At 62.9% G+C, this 15981-nt stretch carries 15 protein-coding genes; 10 read left to right on the forward strand and 5 right to left on the reverse strand.

Annotated elements, in window-relative coordinates:
- Positions 1–39 precede the first annotated feature (39 nt).
- The 5 genes from XH79_RS01660 to XH79_RS01680 all read right to left on the reverse strand — a co-directional run bounded on the left by XH79_RS01660 (position 40) and on the right by XH79_RS01680 (position 6719).
- Positions 40–1881: an ABC transporter ATP-binding protein gene (locus XH79_RS01660; protein WP_271580398.1), complete on the reverse strand. Its 1842-nt coding sequence runs from the start codon at positions 1879–1881 to the stop codon at positions 40–42.
- Positions 1878–2798 carry an ABC transporter permease gene (locus XH79_RS01665; RefSeq protein ID WP_271580399.1) on the reverse strand — a complete coding sequence of 307 codons (921 nt, stop codon included), beginning with the start codon at positions 2796–2798 and terminating at the stop codon, positions 1878–1880. Before XH79_RS01665 ends, XH79_RS01660 begins: the two co-directional genes overlap by 4 nt.
- Before the next feature lie 13 nt (positions 2799–2811).
- Positions 2812–3792 (reverse strand): ABC transporter permease, encoded by a 981-nt coding sequence (locus XH79_RS01670; protein ID WP_271580400.1) that lies wholly within the window; start codon positions 3790–3792, stop codon positions 2812–2814.
- 73 nt (positions 3793–3865) lie between these two features.
- Positions 3866–5449: an ABC transporter substrate-binding protein gene (locus XH79_RS01675; RefSeq protein WP_271580401.1), complete on the reverse strand. Its 1584-nt coding sequence runs from the start codon at positions 5447–5449 to the stop codon at positions 3866–3868.
- A 349-nt stretch (positions 5450–5798) separates the two neighbouring features.
- Entirely contained in the window at positions 5799–6719 is a 921-nt protein-coding gene (locus XH79_RS01680) for a LysR substrate-binding domain-containing protein (protein WP_212338635.1), read from the reverse strand.
- Positions 6720–6820: 101 nt separating this feature from the next.
- Here XH79_RS01680 and XH79_RS01685 point away from each other — a divergent pair, with 101 nt between their 5' ends.
- The 10 genes from XH79_RS01685 (at position 6821) to XH79_RS01730 (ending at position 15927) form a co-directional block, all read left to right on the forward strand.
- Positions 6821–7591: an ABC transporter ATP-binding protein gene (locus XH79_RS01685; protein WP_271580402.1), complete on the forward strand. Its 771-nt coding sequence runs from the start codon at positions 6821–6823 to the stop codon at positions 7589–7591.
- Positions 7588–8310, forward strand: coding sequence for an ABC transporter ATP-binding protein (locus XH79_RS01690; protein WP_271580403.1), 723 nt, complete (start codon positions 7588–7590; stop codon positions 8308–8310). The genes XH79_RS01685 and XH79_RS01690 overlap by 4 nt, the downstream gene beginning before the upstream one ends.
- 3 nt (positions 8311–8313) lie before the next feature.
- Positions 8314–9228: a branched-chain amino acid ABC transporter permease gene (locus XH79_RS01695; RefSeq protein ID WP_271580404.1), complete on the forward strand. Its 915-nt coding sequence runs from the start codon at positions 8314–8316 to the stop codon at positions 9226–9228.
- Positions 9229–9231: 3 nt separating this feature from the next.
- Positions 9232–10305: a branched-chain amino acid ABC transporter permease gene (locus XH79_RS01700; RefSeq protein ID WP_271580405.1), complete on the forward strand. Its 1074-nt coding sequence runs from the start codon at positions 9232–9234 to the stop codon at positions 10303–10305.
- 31 nt (positions 10306–10336) lie between these two features.
- Complete coding sequence (locus tag XH79_RS01705) at positions 10337–11524, forward strand: ABC transporter substrate-binding protein (protein ID WP_212338621.1); 1188 nt, start codon at positions 10337–10339, stop codon at positions 11522–11524.
- A gap of 84 nt (positions 11525–11608) precedes the next feature.
- Positions 11609–12337: a 5-oxoprolinase subunit PxpA gene (gene pxpA, locus XH79_RS01710; RefSeq protein ID WP_212338620.1), complete on the forward strand. Its 729-nt coding sequence runs from the start codon at positions 11609–11611 to the stop codon at positions 12335–12337.
- A gap of 43 nt (positions 12338–12380) precedes the next feature.
- Positions 12381–12623, forward strand: coding sequence for an acetyl-CoA carboxylase (locus XH79_RS01715; RefSeq protein ID WP_212338619.1), 243 nt, complete (start codon positions 12381–12383; stop codon positions 12621–12623).
- A 17-nt stretch (positions 12624–12640) separates the two neighbouring features.
- A complete protein-coding gene (locus tag XH79_RS01720; protein ID WP_271580406.1) occupies positions 12641–14041 on the forward strand; it encodes an acetyl-CoA carboxylase biotin carboxylase subunit in 1401 nt (466 codons plus the stop codon).
- Between the two features lie 43 nt (positions 14042–14084).
- Positions 14085–14960, forward strand: a complete 876-nt coding sequence (locus tag XH79_RS01725) for a 5-oxoprolinase subunit B family protein (protein WP_212338617.1) — start codon at positions 14085–14087, stop codon at positions 14958–14960.
- The gene (locus XH79_RS01730; RefSeq protein ID WP_271580407.1) at positions 14950–15927 is read left to right on the forward strand and encodes a biotin-dependent carboxyltransferase family protein; all 978 of its coding nucleotides are present in this window, start codon (positions 14950–14952) and stop codon (positions 15925–15927) included. The genes XH79_RS01725 and XH79_RS01730 overlap by 11 nt, the downstream gene beginning before the upstream one ends.
- Positions 15928–15981 lie beyond the last annotated feature (54 nt).

Genomic DNA, 15981 nt, shown 5'->3' on the forward strand with positions numbered 1-15981 from the left:
CGGCCGCTTCCTGGCGCGTATTCCTGCTCACGATCCGTCTCATGGCGCGGTCGTGCCCACCTCACCGAGGCCTCCCGATGCCGATGGCGGCAGGACGAGGTGGCAAGCGGCGAAATCCTGCCGCTCACGCACCGTCAGGCTCGGTTGAAGACGGCCGCATCTGTTCATGGCCTGCGGGCAACGTGATCGGAAGCTGCAGCCGACAGGGATATCCAGCGGGCTCGGCGGCTCGCCCTCGAGCAGGCACTCCTCCGGCCGGTAGCGGCGCGGCTCCAGTGTCGGCATCGCGCTCAGCAGGGCCTTCGTATAGGGATGGCCGGGATCAAAGAAGAGACGCTCATTGTCGGCGAGCTCGAAGACCTCGCCGAGATACATCACGGCGACGCGATTGCAAGCCTTCCTGACCATCGCGAGATCGTGCGAGATGAAGATGTAGGTCAGGTCGTATTCCTTCTGGAGCTTCTCGAACAGGTCGAGCAGCTTGAACTGCTCCGCCTGATCCAGGGCTGACAGCGTTTCGTCCATGATCAGGATTTCCGGCTCGAGGACGAGCGCGCGGGCGACGTTGATGCGCTGCCGTTGTCCCGCGCTGAGGCCCAGCGGAAGCTCGCCGTAGAGTTCGGCCGGCAGGCCCACCTCCCCCATCACCTTCAGAACGCGCTCGCGAATTCTGGCGTCGTCGCGCCAGCCGTGCGTCCGCAGCGGTCCCTCCAGCATCCTTCCAACCGCCGTCCGCGGCGGCAGCGAACCGAAGGGATCCTGTAGCACCATCTGGAGCTTCCCGCGAAATTCGAGCAGCGACCGGCCCCTGAGCGCCGCGATATCCTTGCCTGCACAGAGGATCTGCCCCGAGCTCGGCAGTTCGAGCCTGCACAGAAGCCGCATCAGGGTCGATTTTCCACAGCCGGATTCACCGACGATGGCGAAGCTGTCGCCGCGGCGGATGTCGAAGGTGACGTTGCGGACGGCACGAACAAGATTAACCCCGCCAAACCCGGTCTTCTTCCTGACCTTGTAGCTCTGCGAGGCATCGCGCAGGCTGAGGACCACCTCCCGCTGGTCGTCATGGCGGGGCGCCGGGACGGCCTCGCCCCAGATTTTCGGCGTCTGCCGCACGAGCTCGCGCGTGTAGGGATACACCGGCCTTTCGACCAGATCTTCGGTAGACTGCTCCTCGACAATGCGCCCCTCTTCCATCACCAGGATCCGCGTACAGGCTTCGCGAGCCACTGGCAGCGACGACGAGACGAACAGGACGGCCGTGTCGAAGCTCGTCGTCAATTCCTTCATCAGCCGGATCACCTGGGCGGCGACCGTGACGTCCAGGGGCTGGGTGACGTTGTCGGCCACCAGGAGTGCCGGGTTGGTCACCAGCGCATCCACGATCAGCGCGCGCTGCATCATGCCGCCCGAGAATTGTGCGGGATAGTCGTGAAAGCGGTTGCGTGCCGAGGGAATACGCACGGCGTCCAACAGTTCGATCACACGGCTTTCGGCCGTCCGCCGCGACACCCCGGGCACGACCGCCCGCATCTTCTCGACGATTTGGGCGCCAACCGGCAGAGTGGGATCGAGTGCCCCCATCGGATTGGCGCCGACGTAGGAAATCCGCTGACGCAGAGCGCGCATGTCCGCGCCGCTCATGGCATAGATGTCCTGCCCCTCGAACAGCACCTCGCCGGACCGCTTCGTCAGCGGCGGCTCGAGCCAGTTGACCACGGCCTTGGAGAGCACGGTCTTGCCGGAGCCACTGGCACCGACCACACCGACGATCTCGCGCGGCGCAAGGCTCAGCGAGACGCCGTCGAGGAGGACCTTCGCGGTCGCCGAGCGACCGGCGGCGATCGTGACGTTCGTGAGAGCGAGAAGCGGTCGCGTCATCCTTCCACTCCCCCGTGGATCGTGTTGCGCGCGCGCTCGAGGGAGGCGCCGATCAGATTGATGCTGGTCAGCGTCAATCCGAGGAAGAGGCCCGGCATGGTGGCGATCCACCAGGCGTTGAGCAGATATTTGCGTCCGTCGGCAATGATGTTGCCGAATGTCGGCGTCGGCGGCTGCACACCGAGCCCGAGAAAGCCGAGCGTCGATTCGAAGATCATCATACGCGCCACATCCAGGACCGAGGTGAACAGCACCGGCGGCAGCAGCAGGGGAAGCAGCAGCGTCAGGATGATCCGGACATCGGTCGAACCGCCGATCTTCGCAGCGCGGACATATTCGCGCTGCCGCTCGGTCATCACGATGCTGCGCATGATGCGCGCATAGACCGGCCAGTTGGATACCCCGAGCACCAGGATGATAGCCGGAATGGTCGGCCGGGAGACGCCAAGAACGGAAATCGCGAGAATGATCATCGGGATCGAGAGCTGCGCATCGGTCAGGCGCATGATGACAGCGTCCGTGCGCCCGCCGAAATACCCTGCAATCGTGCCCAGCGCGCATCCGATCGCCAGCATGACGATGACCGAGGCAACGCCGATGAGGAACGAATAGCGCAGGCCGACGAGCGAGCGTACCAGCATGTCGCGACCGATCTGGTCGGTGCCGAGCGGATGAGCCCAGCTCCAATTGCCGCCAAGAAACAGCGGCGGCAGCAGGCGGGCCTTGACATCCATCTTGGTCGGGTCAAGGCCGCTCAGCTCCGGATAGCACGCGGCTGCGAGCGCAAGCACGACGAAGATTCCGAGGCCGACCCGAAACCCTGGCGTAGAGGCCGCCCGATCGAAGATTCGCCGGGCAATGGAGCGTTGGGCTTGCTTACGCAAGATCGGCGCAGCGGTGGCGGTAGCGACGGACATCAATATTCAAGCCCTAATATTCGAGCCTTGGATCCACGGCGGTGGCAACGAGGTCGACGACGATGTTGATCAGCACGAAGATGGCGCTGGTGACGATGGCGATCCCCTGGATCAGCGGAAAGTCGCGCTGGAGCACCGCATTGATGGTCAGCAGGCCGAGCCCCGGATAGTCGAAGATGTATTCGACGATGATCACCCCTCCGAGCAGGCTTGAGAACTGAATCCCGAGCAGATTGAGCAGCGGCACCGAGGCGTTGCGCAGCGCATGGTTGGCGATGATGCGTCCCCGGCTGAGACCGCGCACATGCCCGACAGCGACATAGGGCTCTGTCATCTGCGCCGACACAGAGCTGACCAGCGTCCGGATCAGAACCGGCGACAGCTCGACCGCGAGCACGATCGCCGGCAGGATCGTATAGGCAAACCCCTTGTATCCGATTGCGGGCAACCAGCCGAGCTTGACCGAGAACAGCAGCGCGAGAACAATTCCCAGCCAGAAATTGGGCAGCGATATGAAGATCGAGGAGATGTAGAACGCGAGCTTGTCCGGCCATCGGCCGACCGAAAGGCCACCGGCAATTCCCACCACGGCGGAGAAGAGCAGCGCGATCACGAGCGTCACCGCAGCGAGTTGAAGGGTCATGGGCAAGGTTTCCAGGATCAGGCTCAGGACCTTCGCCCGCTCGCCACGCGTGGTGTCGTTGAAGGTCGCGCCGCCCGTCGCGGCGCCGTTGGCGGGTCGCACGAAGGACTGGCCGAGATCGCCGCGCACGACGCCGCCCATGTACCGTCCGAACTGGACGACGATCGGATCCCGCAGGCCCATGTCGGTCGCAATCTTCTCGATCAGGGCTTCCGGTGCCATTCCTCCCGCCATCAGGCGCACGGGATCGCCCGGCACGATCCGGAGCAACGTGAAGATCAGCAGCGAGACCAGAAATATGATCAAGACGCCCTGAGCCAGACGACGCAGCAGGAAATTCAGGACGAACATCTTCCGAGCTCCGTAAGAAGCGTACCAAACCGCGCGCCGCACGAGTGCGGCACGCGGCGGCCATCCATGATCATCAGGCGACGGGCTTGGAGGCGTCCATCGATCCATCCGGATAAATATAAAGACCTTCGAACTCCTTCTGCATCGCGTGAATCATCACTGAAGTGAAGAGCGAGAGCGCCGGCATCTTCGAGGCCAGCAAGGGCATCGTCTCGGCCTGGAGGATCTTCTTCCGCTCTTCGAGCGTGGGAGCGCTGCGCTCCTTGTCGAGACTTGCATCGATCGCCGGATCCTCGATGCCGCAGATGCGATGCGAGGACGAGTGGAAATGCGTGCGCAGGATCAGATCGGGTTCGGGAGAGCCGGTCGACCATCCGCAATCCACCATGTGGCCGGGACCGCCGCCCGGACGATGATACAACCGCTCGTTCCAGGCAGCAGGCTCGAGCACGGTCAGACTGACATTGAAACCCTGCTCGTTGAGCATCGCTGTGACGATCTCGCCGTACTCCTTGGTCTTGGGATAGAAGCCTACCGACGTGATGTATTCGAGCGGCGGCAACCCCTTGCCATTCGGGAAGCCGGCTTCGGCGAGCAGCGCCTGGCACTTCTTCGGATCGAACTTCGGGTAGTTTTCGAGGTCGATATAGCCGAACTTCACCGGAGAGACGAAATTCGAGGACGCATGGCCCGCCGAACCCAGCACCTCCAGAATGAGCTCGCGGTTGATCGCATGACACGCTGCAAGGCGGATACGCGGGTCGTTGAAGGGCGGCTTCGAGCAGCGGAACCAGAGATATTTGTTCTCGACGGACACCACGCGGTTGATGCGGATGTTGGCGTTGCCCTTGACCGTATCGACCTGCTCCGGCTCCAGCCGCTCGACGATCGAGGCCTGACCGTTCATCAGCGAGAGCATGCGGGTCGTGGAGTCGCCGGTGAAGGTGAAGTTGATGCCCGCGATCGTCGGCTTTCCCTTGAAATAGCCGTCGAAGGCCTTCATCACGGTATCGTTGCCGCGCTGCTCGACGAACTTGAACGGACCCGTGCCGTTAAGACGCTGCGAGAGCGGGCCGCCGGGCCCGGCTGCGATGTCCTTTGCCGACATGATCGGCAGGAAGGCCGCGAGGAACATGAAGAGGTGCGCGGGATAGCCGCCCTTCGACGTATCGACGATGACGGTATAGTCATCAGGCGTCTCGATCTTCAGCGTTTCGCTGGGGCCGGGATACCATTGTGCCGGGCGGTCGGGCTTGGATCCGTATTCAAAGGTGGCCTTGACGTCCTCCGCCTTGAACGGTTTGCCATCGTGGAACACCACGCCCTCGCGCAGCTTGATCTGCAGGCGATTGGGATCGAGCAGCTTGATGTCGGTTGCGAGCTCATAGACGACCTCGCCCGGGTTCTCGAGCTTCATCGGCGTGCGGGTGAGAAAGCCCATCACGAAGCCTTCGATATTCTTCTGCGACAGGGTCGTATGGGCCGTCGGGTCCCAATTGCCGGTGATGTTCTCGGCCGACAGGAACGTCATGACCTTGCCGGCCTGCGCGTGCGCCACCGACAGGAAAAAGTCCGGATTGATCTGCATATAGCCCGCGGCGACCGCAGCTCCCGCCACCCCCTTCAAAAGCTGGCGGCGATCAAATTTCGGATACATCGATATTCCCCTTTTCTTGGTGCAACCGACCAATCGGTCAAAACGGTCATGCAGAAGGTGTGCCAAGGGGATTTCAACGCGACTTGTGCCGATCTTCTTGTGGATTTTGACCGATCTTGAGGCAAAGTGCCTCTCTTATGGTCCGGGACTTGGGCAATATCGGTCTGCCGCGGACTCTCCACCCAGACCCGTGCGATCGCACGCACACCGGGTCGCTATCGGCGTGTCGGAGCCGGCCCCACTCACGATGAGTGATTCAAGCTACACTGAGATCCGTGACGGATTGCAGATGATCGTCGCGCGAGCCCGTTGCAACGACGCTCCACCTTGCCGAGCACGAGCGCCCCGGTCAGTCAAACTGGACCGGTTCTGATCCGGGATAGGAATGAGCGACGAACTCGCAGAACGCACGGGCCGCCGGCGACAGCTCTGCGTTACTTTTCCAGGCGAGCCCGACATCCATGGTATGAACATCATCATCGACCGTCTTGAGATCGATGCGATGTCCCTCGAGCGACCAGGGGCGGTAAACCATGTCCGAGAGAATGGTGATTCCCATGCCGGTCGCCACCATGCTGCGAACGGCTTCGACCGACAGGGTCCGGAAGATGACGTTCGGAACGCGTGCCGTGTGCTGCCAGTAGCGCATGGCGGAGCGCTCGGCCTCGTCGACGGTCAACATCAGATAGGGTTCGCTGGCCAGATCTTCCAGCCTGATACTATCCCTGCGGAGCAGCGGATGATTGGCGCATGTCCACAGGCGGCGCGGTGAGCGCAGCAACAGTCGCGAACGGATAGAGAGGCGGTCATGCAGGTTGGAGACAAGCATCACCGCCGCATCGACGCTGCCACTGATCAGGCTCTGCTCGATCGCATCGCGCTGAAACTCGTGCAGACGCACCGTGATCCCTGGGAAGGATCGCCAGAAGCGCGACAACAGTGGCGGCAGGAAATATCCGGCGATCGTATAGCTGACCGCCACGTCGACCGTTCCGTCGACCTGTGATCCCCAGCGATGCGGGCCCCGCATCGCGTCCGACACACTGGCCTCGATCGCCCGGGCGCGCTGCAAGAACTCCTGTCCGTCAAAGGTCAGCGTCACGCCGTTTGAGTGACGATCGAATAATTTGCGCCCGAGCTCGGCTTCGAGCGCCTTGATGGACGCCGTGACTGCCGACTGCGTCACGTTCAGAGCTGCCGCCGCAGCCGACACCCGCCCTGTCTCGGCCGTTGCAATAAAGTGCCGAACCTGACGGAACGTCAGAGACATCAAAATTTCCGATATCAGTGAACGATATTTCGAATTTTACAATCCCCCGGTGGAACGGAAAAATCAATCCATCGGTTTTTTTGGTGAGAAGGCGCTGATAGATGTCCGATGGCTTGGAGTTGGTCGCTCGCAAAGTCAGCGTCCAATTCGAAGGCTTGAAAGCGCTGTCCGACGTGACCCTTGCCGTGCCGCGCGGGCGCATCACCGGCCTGATTGGTCCCAACGGTGCCGGCAAGACCACCCTTATTAATGTGCTCACGGGTTTCCAACCGGTCGGTGCAGGCACTTTGGAACTGGAGGGCGAGCCGATCAACGGCATTGCGGCGCACAAGCTCAGACGAACGGGTGTTGCACGCACATTCCAATCAGGTCGACTTTTCCGCGATCTCCCGGTCATCGACAACCTTGAGGTGACCGGCGTCGGCCTTGGCCAGACCCGCCGCGACGCGATCGCCGAAGCCGCTCGCGTCATGGCCTGGCTCGGCATTTCTCATCTCGCCAACACCGACGCGGGCGCCCTGCCCTACACGGACGAACGCCGCGTCGCGATCGGCCGCGCCATCATGTGCACGCCGCGCTACCTCCTGCTCGACGAGCCCGCAGCAGGAATGTCGGAGCATGAGAGCCACGATCTGGCCGCCATCATCCGGCGGATCGCCCGGGAGCTAAACGTCGGCGTGCTTCTGATCGAACACAATATCGGCCTCGTTCTCGAACTCTGCGAACGCATCTTCGTCCTCGATTCCGGACAGATCATCGAAGTCGGCTCTCCCGCGCAAATTCGCAACAGCGACGAGGTGCGGCACGCCTATATGGGCACGCAGCGCGACGAATTGATTCCGCCGATTGCCGAAGAGGCCGTCGCGTCATGACGCTGCTCGCGGTCAACGACATCACGGTCAGCTATGGGCGCCTGACGGCTCTGCGCGGCGTCACGCTCAATATCGACGAGGGCGAGGTCCTGTTCGTGACCGGTCCGAACGGCGCGGGCAAATCGACCTTGCTCAATGCCATCGCCGGCGTCGTGCCGCCGGCATCGGGCTCCATCACCGTCGACGGCGCGACGGTAACCGGCGCCTCGCCGGAGGATATCGCGCGGCGCGGCTTTTCGCTGGTGCCCGAAGGTCGCAACGTCTTCGGCGGATTGACGATCGAGGAAAACCTGAAGGTCGGCACCGGCATGCGGACCGACCGCAGGAAGATTGCCGACGACCTCGACTCTGTCTACGAGGAATTCCCGATGCTGGCCGAGCGCCGCCATACTCCGGCAGGGATGCTCTCCGGCGGCCAGCAACAGATGCTCGTCATCGGTCGCGCCTTGATGGCCGCGCCCCGCATCATGGCGATCGACGAGCCCTCGCTCGGCCTTGCGCCGAAGATCATCGACCAAGTCTACGAGATCCTGGTACGGCTGCGCGCCCAGCGCAAGCTTACCCTGTTGATTGTCGAGCAGAGCTCGACGCGTGCCCTCATGACGGGCGGACGGATGGTTCTCATCCGGGGCGGCCGTATCGTACTCGAGGGTGCGGCCGCCGACATGGTCAAGGACGACCGGCTGAAGCAGGCCTATTTCGGCTTCGGAGACCATTGACAGATGACAGCGGTCCTCCAGGTCGTCTTCGACGCGCTGAGCCTCGGCAGCCTCTATGCGCTCGGCGCGCTCGGCATCGCGCTGATTTTCGGCGTGATGCGGCTCGTCAACTTCGCGCATGGAGACTTCATCGCCTTCTGCGTGTTCGCCATGCTGTGGCCGTCGACCGATGCGGCGGCGATCGTGTTTGCCGGCCAACTGCCGTCCTACCTGCTGATTCCGCTCCTGCTGCTGATCGGCGCTGCGCTGTCGGTTCTGTCCGAGCTCATCGTCTTCCGCCGCTTCCGCAACGCCAATCCGGCGACGATGATGATCGCGTCGTTCGCGCTCGGCTTCGTCATCCGCCACCTCCTGCTGATGCTGTATTCGAGCCGGCCGAAATCGGTCACGCTGTGGCCGAGCCTCGGCCTGCCGGTCGAATTCCTGGGCGCCCGCATCCCGATACTCCAGGTCGCGACCATCGTCATCACGCTGATCGTGCTTGCCGCGCTGGTGCTGTTCCTGAAGCGCACCCGCTATGGCCTGGAAATGCGTGCAGCAGCCGAAAATTTTACCATGGCGCGCATGCTCGGCGTCCGCGCCAACGGGGTGATACTGTTCGCCTTCGCCATCAGCGGCATGCTGGCAGCCGCGATCGGCCTGATCCTCGCCACCAATTCCGGCACCGCCGACATCGGCATGGGCGCCAACGTGATGCTGATCGCGTTCATCGCAACCGTGATCGGCGGCCTCGGTAGCATTCCCGGCGCCGTTGCCGCCGGCTTTCTGATCGGTGCGGCGAGCGTCGTGTTCCAGGCCACCTTGCCGCACGATGCGCGCGTGTTCCGCGACGCCTTCGTCTACGGCGCGGTCATCGTCGTCCTTCTGGTGCGGCCGCAGGGCCTGTTCGCGCCGAAATCCGCCAAGCAGAGAGTCTGATCGATGTCGCAGCGGCCCTCCGTCATCCGGCAAACGATCGTCACGCCGATCGTGCTGATCGCGGCACTGCTCGTCATGGCTGCCCTCACCTATTATTTCGGCAGCCGGCCCTTCAACCGCACGATCGTCGAGATGTTCATCAACATCATGATCGTCGTCGGCCTCTACGTGTTCGTCGGCAATTCCGGCCTGCTGTCGTTCGGACACATCAGCTTCATGTGCCTCGGCGCCTACATGACCGCGTGGCTGACCATCCCGTCGGTGATGAAGTCGATCACGCTCAAGGGACTTCCCGGCTGGCTGCTGCATACGCAATTGCCGATGTGGATCGCGACACCGATCTCCGGACTCTTCGCGGCGCTGATCGCATTGATCGTCGGGCGCATCATCATGCGCCTGTCGGGCATTGCCGCCTCGATCGCGACCTTCGGTCTGCTCGGTGTCGTCAACAACATCTATTCGAACTGGGATTCCGTCACCGGTGGCCAAGGCTCGATCGTCGGCATCCCCCCTACTATGAACGTCTGGACCGGATGGATCGGCGCGGCGGTCGCCATCGCAATCGCCTATCTCTATGCGATCTCGCGCTCGGGGCTGGCGCTGCGTGCCACACGTGACGAAGCGATCGCGGCAAGCGCCTCCGGCATTGATATCGTTCGTGAACGCCTGATCGCCTTCGTCGTCAGCGCGTTCATCATCGGCCTTGCCGGTGCGCTCTACGCGCATTTCCTGAGCATCGTCAATCCGGGCGCATTCTATCTCCGAACGACCTTCATCACCCTGTCGATGCTGGTGGTCGGCGGCATGTATAGCCTCAGCGGCGCGGTCGTCGGCGTGGTCGCGATGTCGGTGCTGATCGAGCTGTTCCGCAACCTCGAGAAGGGCGTCGGCTTCGGCGGTCACATGATTGCGCTTCCGAACGGCGTCCAGGAAATAGCGATCGGCATCGTCACGATCGCCATCTTGATGTACCTGCCGACGGGATTGACGCGCAACCTGGAATTCCGCTGGCGCGGATGGCCCTTGCAGCGGCGCCTGGCGCGCCCCGCCCAGACGGCCCTCAAGGAACTGAACTGACGTCCTTTCGCACAAATTAGAGGAGTGGCTCATGCGTTTCAGATCAATACTCGGCGTTCTTGCCGGAGCATCCGCGCTCTGGTTCACCCCCGCCCAGGCGGCCAACGAAATCGTCGTCGGATTCGCGACGGCCGCATCCGGCTTCATGCAGGCCTACGACAAGCCGGCACAGGATGCGGCGCTGATCCGGATCGACGAGATCAACAAGGCCGGCGGCCTGCTTGGCAAGAAGATCAAGCCCGTCTTCGCCGACACCAAGACCGATCAGGCCGAGGGCGCCAAGGCCGGCCTCGCCGTGCTCGACCAGGGCGCCGACCTGGTCATCGTCTCCTGTGACTATGATTTCGGCGCGCCCGCGGCCCTCCAGGCACAGGCCGCCGGAAAGGTCTCCTTCTTCCTGTGCGCTGAGTCCATCAAGGCCGGCATTCCCGGCGTGGGCCCCTTCTCGTTCTCGGCGTCGGTGCTCGCGGCCGTGCAGGGCGCAACCATGGCGGAATGGGCCTACGAAAAGAAGAACGCACGTACCTTTTACCGTCTGCTCGATAGCTGGACCGTCTACAACAAGGGAATCTGCGACGGCTTCGACTGGATGCTGCCACGCCTGAAGGAAGCCAAGCTCGCCGGCAGCGACACCTTCAAGAACGATGACGCCTCGATCGCCTCGCAGATCACGCGCATCAAGAGCCTGCCGAAGGAGCCCGACGCAATCATGCTCTGCACGATGATGCCGGGCGCCGTCTCCGCCATCAAGCAGATCCGCGCCGCCGGCATCAAGTCGATGATCGTCAACGGATCCGGCGTCGACGGCAGCTATTGGCTGAACGCCGTGCCGGACCTGTCAAACTTCTATGTTCCCGTGCAGGGCTCCGTCTACGGCGACGATCCGAACCCGAAGGTCAACGAGTTCAACAAGAAGTATAAGGAAGTCACCGGCGGTGATCCGTCCAGCCAATATGTCTATCCGGGCTATGTCCTGATCGACGTCTGGGCCAAAGCGGTCGAACGCGCCAAGTCGACCGAGGCAGCGCCTGTGGTAGCCGAGCTCGAGAAGATGACCAGCGAACCGACGCTGTTCGGACCGCGCACGTTCACCAAGGACATTCACCACCAGAACCAGGGCCGTTACCTGATCGTCGATACGGAAGCCGGCAAGCCGCGCGTAATCGATCAGTGGACGATCTCGGAAAAGATCCCGCTGGATTATCTGGTGTCCAAGTAAGCCGACAACGCGCCTCCCGAGGGGCGAGCCCCCGGGAGGTTTCACCTCGGATCGACGCAAGCGCTGTTGGGAGGAAATTAGGAGATGGTCGTGATCAACTGCGACATGGGCGAGGCCTACGGCCTCTACAAGATGGGCGACGACAAGGCACTGATGCCTCACATCGACGTCGCGAACGTCGCGTGCGGCTTTCATGCCTCGGACTTCAACCACATGCGCAAGACCGTGCGGCTAGCCAAGGAGTTCGGCGTCAAGGTCGGCGCGCACCCCTCGCTGCCGGACTTGCAGGGGTTCGGTCGCAGGGAAATGAAGATCAGCCGTGAGGAGCTGGCCAATTGCCTGCTCTATCAGATCGGCGCACTCAAGGCGTTTCTGGATGCTGAGAACATGGCGCTGAATCACATCAAGCCGCATGGTGCGCTCTACGGGATGGCCTCACGCAACGAAGAGATCGCCGAGGCGGTGGCGGACGCTGCCGACGTCTATAAGGTGCCATTGCTCGGCATGAAGGGCACACTGCACCAGAAAGTCTACGAACGGCGTGGCCATACCTTCGTGGCCGAGTACTACGCCGATCTCGACTACAATGCCGACGGCAGCCTGATCATCACGCGCGAGCACGAGGCCAAGGATCCGACCGACGCGGCTTCCCGCTGCGCAAGAGCCGTCAATGAAGGCAAGACACGCTCCGTGGCAGGAAACGACATTGTGGTCGGCGCCGATTCAATCTGCATCCACTCCGATACCCCCAACGCCGTCGCCATCGCCGAGGCGGTTCGCGAGGCGGTCCGCCCCTATCTGACCGCGCCCTGAGCCGGCGCACCGAGAGCCCAAGCACGGACATCACGAGGACACCATGACAACACAGCAAATCTTCTCGCCGCTTCCGGGCATCTTCTACCGCAAACCCGCGCCCGACAAACCCGACTACAAGAGCGACGGTGACGTCGTCGCCGATGGCGACACGATCGGCCTCATCGAGGTGATGAAGTCATTCAACGAGGTGAAGGCCGGCATTACCGGCAAGATCCTGCGGTTCCTGGCTGAGAACGAGGAAGCCGTGATGGCCGGCCAGCCCATCGCCGAAATCGACGTCTGAGACCGCCCGTTCCCTTCATGGCCATCAAGAAGCTGCTCATAGCCAATCGCGGCGAAATCGCCGTGCGTATCAATCGCGCGGCGCGCGAGCTCGGCATTGCGACCGTTCAGGTCTACAGCAAGGCCGACAAGGACTCGCTCGCGGTCAGGCTCGCTGACGAGTCGATCGAAATCGGTCCGCCACAGGCATCCAAGTCCTATCTCAACCAGGCGACCATCCTCGCCGCGGCCAAGACCACCGGGGCCGATGCTGTCCATCCCGGCTATGGCTTTCTGGCGGAAAATGCCGAATTCGCGGCCACCGTCGAGGCGGCGCATCTGACTTTCGTCGGCCCGACCGCACAATCGATCCGGCTCATGGGCGACAAGGTCGCGGCACGTGAGGCCGCTGCTGCAGCCGGGGTGCCAACCGTTCCCGGCAGTCGGGGGCGCCTCGAGTCGGCAGAAGCCGCCTTCGCATTGGTGGAGACCACCGGCTTTCCCGTCATGATCAAGGCGGCCGCCGGTGGCGGCGGGCGCGGTATACGCATTGCGCGGTCGGCGGACGAGTTCAATCATCTGATGCCGCAGGCGCAGGCCGAAGCGCTCGCGGCCTTCGGTGACGGCGGACTCTATGTCGAGAAACTCATCGAAGGCGCGCGGCACATCGAGGTGCAGGTGCTTGGCGACGGATACGACGTCATCCATTGCTTCGAGCGCGAATGTTCGTTGCAGCGCCGCCGCCAGAAGGTCTGGGAAGAGGCTCCCTCACCGTCGCTGGCGCCGGCCATCCGTGAAAAGCTCTGCGCGTCTGCGGTCGCGCTGGCCAGGGCGGTCAATTATCGCGGCGCCGGGACGCTCGAGTATCTCTATGACGGCAGGACCCACGAGTTCTATTTTCTGGAGATGAATACCCGCATCCAGGTCGAGCATCCCGTGACCGAAATGGTGACGGGCATCGATCTCGTTCGCGAGATGATCCGGATTGCGGGCGGCGAGCCCCTGCGCATCCGCCAGGACGACGTGCGCGTAACCGGGCATTCGATCGAGGTTCGCATCAATGCCGAGGATCCCGCCAGGAATTTCATGCCCAACCCGGGCACGGTGAGCGCGCTCAGCATCCCTGGCGGCGACGGCGTGCGCTTCGATAGCATGCTCTATCAGGGCTACACCGTGCCTCCATTCTACGACAGCCTGCTGGGCAAACTGATCGTGCACGACAAGGATCGGCCGAGCGCAATACGAAAGCTCTCGCGTGCGCTCGCCGAGCTCAGCGTCGAAGGCCTCGCCACGACGAAACCGCTGCATCAGGCGCTCGCCGGCAACGCCGACGTGCAGGCCGGACGATTCCATACCGCCTGGCTCGAACCGTGGCTGGAGCTCCATGCGTCGACCCTCGCCACGGACCAGGCGTCACCGGCCGCAAGAGCTACCCTATGAACGCGAGAAAATCCGCCCCGCCCACAACAGGAGGCTACTAGCCATGCAAACTCGATTTTCCTTCGGCGGCGATGAGCATATCTTCGCCGAGGTCGGCGAGGCAATGTCGCTCGAGGCCTTCTTCAAGAGCCTCTTCATCACCAACGCAGTGCGCGACGCCAGGATCAAGGGCGTGACCGAGATCTGTCCGGCGAACGCGTCCTATCAGGTCAAGTTCGATCCCGATCAGATCAAGCCCGATGATCTCCTCGCGGAATTGAAACGGCTGGACACCGCGTCCGAAAAGTCCGAGCCGGTGATCAAGACGCGAATTATCGAAATCCCCGTGCTCTACAACGATCCCTGGACGCATGAGACCCTGATGCGCTTCCGGGAACGCCATCAGAATCCGAACGGCACCGATCTCGAATACGCCGCGCAGATCAATGGCCTCGACGGCGTCGACGCCTTCATCAAGGCGCACTCCAGCGCCCCCTGGTTCGTCTCCATGGTCGGCTTCGTGGCCGGCCTGCCCTTCCTCTACCAGATGGTCGAACGCCAGCGGCAGATCCAGGCGCCGAAATACCTGCGCCCGCGCACCGATACGCCAAAGCTCACCATCGGTCATGGAGGATGCTTCTCCTGCATCTACTCGGTGCGCGGAGCGGGCGGCTACCAGATGTTCGGCATCACGCCGATGCCGATCTACGACCCCAACCAGAAGATCAGCTATTTGCGCGACTTCATGTGTCTGTTCCGGCCAGGCGACATCGTCAAATGGAAGCCGATCGACCGAACGGCCTATGACGCGGCGGTCGCCGATGTCGACGCCGGACGCTTCGCGCCCGTCATCCGCGACGTCTCGTTCTCGCTGACCGAGTTCAACCGCGACATTGATGCCTACAACCGTAAGCTCGATGGAGTTCTCCATGGCCATTAAGGTTTTGAAGCCGGGTCTTGCGACCACCGTCCAGGACCTCGGGCGTCCAGGCTACTATCACATCGGCATCCCCCTCTCTGGCGGCATGGACCGTCACGCGCTCGTCGCCGCCAATCTCCTTGTTGGCAACGAGGAAGGTGCGGCCGTCCTCGAAGCGGTCTTCATGGGACCGGAGCTCGAATTCACCGAAGATGCGACCGTCGCGATCACCGGCGCCCAACTGCCGCCGAAGCTCGATGGCAAACCGCGCGAAACCTGGACGAGTTTCAAGGTCAAACGCGGCCAGGTCCTCTCCTTCGATTTCCTCAAACAGGGCGCGCGCGGCTATATCGCGGTGGCCGGCGGCATCGACGTGCCGGTCGTCCTCGGCTCGCGCTCGACTTACGCGCTCGGCGCGCTCGGTGGATTCAAGGGGCGCAAGCTCGAGGCCGGCGACGAGCTGCCGGTTGGCAAGGCTGCGGCCTCCGTCAAGGACGGACGCGTGGTCGCGAGTGAGCTGCGCGGCCAGCCAACGGCGATGCCGACAGAGGCGCGCGTCATGCCGGGCCTCTACTGGCACCGCATTACGGAGGCGGCCGGCGACGACTTCTTCGCTGACACGTGGAAGGTCGCACCGGAGGCGGATCGCATCGGCTACCGCTTCAAGGGCGGTAAGGCGCTTCAATTCGTGCCGCGCGAGCCGCCATTCGGCGCCGGCTCCGATCCGTCCAACATCACCGACGCCTGCTATCCCTACGGTTCGATCCAGGTTCCCGGCGGCACCGAGCCCATCGTGCTGCATCGCGACGCGGTCTCGGGCGGCGGCTACTTCATGGTCGGTACGGTCATCTCCGCGGACATGGATCTCATCGGCCAGCTCCAGCCCAATACGCCGGTGCGGTTCGTCAAGGTTGGGATGGATCAGGCCCTGGCAGCACGTAAGAGCCGTGCGGAGTTGCTTGGCAGGCTGCGCAACGCGCTGACGTAACCCGCGCAGATTGCACGACATTTGCCGCACCTCGGCCGACTATGGCCGAGGTGC

Source organism: Bradyrhizobium sp. CCBAU 45389, from assembly GCF_028128625.1.
Taxonomy (GTDB): Bacteria; Pseudomonadota; Alphaproteobacteria; order Rhizobiales; family Xanthobacteraceae; genus Bradyrhizobium; species Bradyrhizobium liaoningense_B.

Coding starts and splice junctions, on each gene's coding strand:
- XH79_RS01660 (WP_271580398.1), bottom strand. CDS start 1,881: ATGACGCGACCGCTTCTCGCTCTCACGAACGTCACGATCGCCGCCGGT.
- XH79_RS01665 (WP_271580399.1), bottom strand. CDS start 2,798: ATGTCCGTCGCTACCGCCACCGCTGCGCCGATCTTGCGTAAGCAAGCC.
- XH79_RS01670 (WP_271580400.1), bottom strand. CDS start 3,792: ATGTTCGTCCTGAATTTCCTGCTGCGTCGTCTGGCTCAGGGCGTCTTG.
- XH79_RS01675 (WP_271580401.1), bottom strand. CDS start 5,449: ATGTATCCGAAATTTGATCGCCGCCAGCTTTTGAAGGGGGTGGCGGGA.
- XH79_RS01680 (WP_212338635.1), bottom strand. CDS start 6,719: ATGTCTCTGACGTTCCGTCAGGTTCGGCACTTTATTGCAACGGCCGAG.
- XH79_RS01685 (WP_271580402.1), top strand. CDS start 6,821: ATGTCCGATGGCTTGGAGTTGGTCGCTCGCAAAGTCAGCGTCCAATTC.
- XH79_RS01690 (WP_271580403.1), top strand. CDS start 7,588: ATGACGCTGCTCGCGGTCAACGACATCACGGTCAGCTATGGGCGCCTG.
- XH79_RS01695 (WP_271580404.1), top strand. CDS start 8,314: ATGACAGCGGTCCTCCAGGTCGTCTTCGACGCGCTGAGCCTCGGCAGC.
- XH79_RS01700 (WP_271580405.1), top strand. CDS start 9,232: ATGTCGCAGCGGCCCTCCGTCATCCGGCAAACGATCGTCACGCCGATC.
- XH79_RS01705 (WP_212338621.1), top strand. CDS start 10,337: ATGCGTTTCAGATCAATACTCGGCGTTCTTGCCGGAGCATCCGCGCTC.
- pxpA (WP_212338620.1), top strand. CDS start 11,609: ATGGTCGTGATCAACTGCGACATGGGCGAGGCCTACGGCCTCTACAAG.
- XH79_RS01715 (WP_212338619.1), top strand. CDS start 12,381: ATGACAACACAGCAAATCTTCTCGCCGCTTCCGGGCATCTTCTACCGC.
- XH79_RS01720 (WP_271580406.1), top strand. CDS start 12,641: ATGGCCATCAAGAAGCTGCTCATAGCCAATCGCGGCGAAATCGCCGTG.
- XH79_RS01725 (WP_212338617.1), top strand. CDS start 14,085: ATGCAAACTCGATTTTCCTTCGGCGGCGATGAGCATATCTTCGCCGAG.
- XH79_RS01730 (WP_271580407.1), top strand. CDS start 14,950: ATGGCCATTAAGGTTTTGAAGCCGGGTCTTGCGACCACCGTCCAGGAC.